The following is a 4,597-nucleotide window of genomic DNA, read 5'->3' as shown; positions in this document are numbered from 1 at the left end:
GGTGTGGGTTCCCTGGTTGTGGGCTCGGAGGCGATCGAGCCGGCTCTGGCGGCCACGTGGGCCCGGGGACGGAAGCTGATCCACGCGTATGGGCCAACCGAGGCCACCGTGATTTGCGCGACGGGTGTGGTGGATCCGGAACGCGAGGGGACGGTGCCGTTCGGTTCGCCCGTGGCCAACTCCCGTCTGTTCGTGCTGGACGGGAGTCTGGCGCCGGTGGCGCCGGGAGTTGTGGGTGAGCTGTATGTGGCGGGCGCGCAGCTGACGCGTGGCTACCATGGCCGCCCGGCACTGACCGCCGAGCGGTTCGTGGCCTGCCCGTTCGCAGCGGACGGGGCGCGGATGTACCGGACCGGTGACATGGCCCGCTGGGAGGCCGACGGTCAGCTGGTGTTCGTGGGCCGGGCGGACGAGCAGGTCAAGGTCCGCGGATTCCGTATCGAGTTGGGCGAGGTGCAGGCCGCGGTGGCCGTCCATGCCGGGGTGGCTCAGGCCGCGGTCGTCGCCCGCGAGGACACCCCGGGTGACAAGCGTCTGGTGGCCTACGTGGTGCCGGACGAGAACGCAGACTGCAATGAACTGGCGCAGTCCGTACGCACGGTGGTGGCTGGACGGCTGCCCGCGCACATGGTTCCCGCAGCGGTGGTGGTCCTGGACACGCTGCCGCTGACGGTCAACGGCAAACTCGACCGCAAGGCGCTGCCCGCACCGGAGTACACCGTTACGGCGGGTTCCAGCAGGGGCCCGTCGACCCCCGAGGAAGAGGCCCTGTGCGAGGCGTTTGCCCAGATCCTCGGGCTGGAGAAGGTCGGAGTCGACGACGACTTCTTCGCCCTCGGCGGCCACTCCCTGCTGGCCGTGCGCCTGGTCAGCCGCATCCGGGTGTCACTCGGCGTGGAGCTGAGCATCGGGGCGCTCTTCGATGCCCGGACGGTGGCGGGGCTCGCACAACAGCTTGGGAAGAAGAAGTCATCTCGGCCGGCGTTGCGGCCCATGCGTAACCAGGGGGAGTCCTGATGTTTCCGTTGTCGTTCGCGCAGCGCCGCCTGTGGTTCATTGACCAGTTCGAGGGGCCCAGCCCCACGTACAACATTCCGACGGCCTTGCGACTTTCCGGCCAGGTGGACAGCGAAGCGCTGGATGCCGCGCTGCGCGATGTGATCGGCCGACACGAAGTGCTGCGCACCGTGTTTGGGGTGGCCGACGGTGAGCCGTACCAGCGGGTGCTGGACCTCGCGGACCTCACATGGGAGCTCCATGTCGTCGACCTGCCCGCCACCACGGACGGACCGGCGGACCTGGCCGGTGCGGTGGCGGAGGCGGCGGGTTACGCGTTCGACCTGTCGGCGGAAGTGCCCATCCGGGCCTGGCTGTTCCGTGCTGCTCCCGATGAGCAGGTGCTGGTGGTCGTAGTGCATCACATCGCCGCGGATGGCTGGTCGATGGGGCCGTTGGCGCGGGATGTGTCGGTGGCGTACGAGGCACGGTGTGAGGGCGGGGCTCCGCAGTGGGAGCCGTTGCCGGTGCAGTATGCGGACTACGCGCTGTGGCAGCGTGAACTCCTGGGCGACGATCAGGACCCGGAAAGCCTGATATCCCGCCAGGTCGGCTACTGGCGCGAGACGCTGGCAGGCGCGCCGGAGGAGCTGACGCTGCCCTACGACAAGCCTCGCCCGGCAGTCGCCAGCCACTGCGGACACACCGTCCCACTGGATATCCCGGCCGAGGCGCATGCCCGTCTGCTGGAGGTGGCTCGCGCCGAAGGCGTCACCACCTTTATGCTGCTTCAGGCCGCCCTCGCGGTGCTCCTTTCCCGCATGGGCGCCGGCGCTGATATCCCCATCGGCGCGCCGGTCGCCGGTCGCACCGACGAAGCTCTGGACGACATGGTGGGGCTGTTCGTGAACACGCTGGTGCTGCGCACGGACCTGTCGGGGAACCCGACGTTTCGCGAACTCCTGTCCCGTGTACGCAAGGCGAGCATTTCCGCATTCGCGCATCAGGATGTGCCCTTCGAGCGTCTGGTCGAGGAACTGGCCCCTGCGCGTTCGCTGGCCCGGCATCCGCTGTTCCAGGTGATGCTCAGCCTCCAGAACAACGCTGAGACGTCCCTGGACCTCTCGGGCGCGCAACAAGGCGGGAGGCTTTACGCGGGTGAGTCGATGGCCAAGTTCGATCTGGAGCTGACGGTCGGGGAGGTGTTCGGGCCGGATGGTGCGCCCGGGGGATTGCGTGGTGCGGTGATCGCGGCGGCGGATCTGTTCGATGCGGGTTCGGTGGAGCATCTGGTCGAGGCTCTGGTCCGGGTTGTGGGCGCGGTGGTCGAGGAGCCCGGGCTGCGGCTGAGTGCTGTGGAGGTGCTGGGTGAGGCCGAGCGGCGTCGGGTGTTGGTGGAGTGGAATGGCACGGCCATTGGGGTGCCGGTGGGGACGATTCCGCAGTTGTTCGAGGCTCGGGTGGCGGATGCCCCGGATGCGGTGGCGGTTGTCGCGGACGGTGTCGAGGTGTCGTATGCCGAGTTGGATGCGCGGGCGAACCGGTTGGCGCGGCTGCTGGTCGGGCAGGGTGTCGGGCCGGAGTCCGTGGTGGGTGTGTGCCTGCAGCGCGGTGTCGATGTGGTGGTGGCGCTGCTGGCGGTGTTGAAGGCGGGGGGTGCGTATCTGCCGATCGATCCGGCCTATCCCGCCGAGCGGGTGGAGTTCATGCTCGCGGACGCAGGTGCGCTGTGTGTGGTGACCTCTCGGGGCTTGCTGGGTGTGCTGCCGGAAGGCGCTGTCCAGGTGGTCCTTGACGAGCCTTCTGTGGTTGCTGAGTTGGGGGTTCTGGGCGACTCGCCGTTGTCGGATGTGGAGCGGGGCGGGGTGTTGTTGGCGGCGCATGTGGCGTATGTGATTTACACGTCGGGGTCGACGGGTCGGCCCAAGGGTGTGGTGGTGACGCATGCGAATGTGGCGCGGTTGTTCGCGGCGACGGAGGGGTGGTTCGGGTTCGGGGCGGGTGATGTGTGGACGTGGTTCCACTCGTTCGCGTTCGACTTCTCGGTGTGGGAGTTGTGGGGGGCGTTGTTGTATGGCGGGCGTGTGGTGGTGGTTCCGTTCGGGGTGTCGCGTTCTCCGGGGGATTTCCTGCGGTTGTTGGTGGATGAGCGGGTGACGGTGCTCAGTCAGACTCCGTCGGCGTTCTATCAGCTGATGCAGGCTGAGGCGCTGGAGCCGGAGCTGGGGCGGGAGCTTGTGCTGCGCACGGTGGTGTTCGGTGGTGAGGCTTTGGATCCGGCGCGGTTGCGGGAGTGGTATGGCCGGCATCCGCAGGGTGGGCCGCGGTTGGTCAATATGTATGGGATCACTGAGACGACAGTGCATGTGACGTATGCGCCGTTGGGTGTGGCGGCGGCTGTGGAGGGTGCGCCGAGTGTGATCGGGCGGGGGATTCCTGATCTGCAGTTGTATGTGCTGGATGGGTGGTTGAAGCCGGTTCCGGTTGGGGTGCCTGGTGAGTTGTATGTGGCGGGTGGGGGTCTGGCGCGTGGGTATCTGGGGCGTGCTGGGCTGAGTGCGCAGCGGTTCGTGGCCAGTCCTTATGGCGGGCCGGGTGAGCGGATGTATCGCACGGGTGATGTGGTGCGGTGGTCCGCGGGTGGGGAGCTTGAGTTTGTGGGTCGGGCGGATGACCAGGTCAAGGTGCGGGGTTTCCGGATCGAGACGGGTGAGGTCGAGGCTGTGGTGGCTGCCTGTCCGCAGGTGGCTCAGGTGTCGGTGGTGGTGCGTGAGGACATGCCGGGTGACGAGCGTCTGGTGGCGTATGTGGTGGCTGCTGAGGGTGTGGACGGGTCGGTGGAGGGTGGTGTCCGGGAAGCGGCGCGGCGGTTCGCGTCCGAGCGTCTGCCCGGCTATATGGTTCCGGCCGCGGTGGTGGTGCTGGACGAGCTGCCGTTGACGGTGAACGGGAAGCTGGACCGCAGGGCGCTGCCCGCACCGGAGTACACGACCGGTACCGGACGTGGGCCTTCGACGGTTCGCGAGGAATTGCTGTGCGCGGCGTTCGCCGAGGTCCTCGGCGTGGACAGTGTCGGTGTCGATGACGACTTCTTCGCTTTGGGTGGTCATTCGCTGCTGGTGATCCGGTTGGTGGAGGTCCTGCGCACCCACGGGGTCACGGTGTCGGTGCGGGCGCTGTTCCAGACTCCCACGGTGGCGGGGCTTGCGGCCGCGTCCGGGGTGGAGAGCGTCGTCGTCCCGGCGAATGCGATTCCGGAGGGTGCGCGGGCGATCACGCCCGACATGCTGCCGCTGGTCGACCTGACGGCTGACGAGGTCGAGCGGATCGTCGCCACGGTCGAGGGTGGCGCGGCGAATGTCGCCGACGTCTACCCGCTGGCCCCGTTGCAGGAGGGCATGCTCTTCCACCACCTCCTCGCCGACGGTGGCGAGGACACCTATGTCCTGCCGACGGTGCTGGAGTTCGACACCCGCGATCGGCTCGACGCCTTCGCTGGTGCGCTCCAGCGGGTCGTGGACCGGCACGACATTCTGCGCACCGCCATCGTGTGGGAGGGCCTGCGCGAGCCGGTGCAGGTCGTGTGGCGGCATGCCCAGCT

General features: G+C 68.1%; 2 protein-coding genes. Both read left to right on the top strand.

What is annotated here, in order from left to right:
- Nucleotides 1-1,017, top strand: a 1,017-nt coding sequence (locus tag ACWD35_RS44885; protein WP_451357084.1) for an AMP-binding protein, incomplete at its 5' end; no start/stop codon positions are given.
- Nucleotides 1,017-4,597: non-ribosomal peptide synthetase (locus tag ACWD35_RS44880; RefSeq protein WP_451357083.1), on the top strand; the 3,581-nt coding region annotated here is incomplete at its 3' end. The genes ACWD35_RS44885 and ACWD35_RS44880, both read left to right, overlap by 1 nt.

The organism is Streptomyces sp. NPDC002671 (assembly GCF_053592475.1).
Note: the sequence above shows the minus strand (reverse complement) of the source record. Positions and strands in the feature narration are given on the sequence as shown.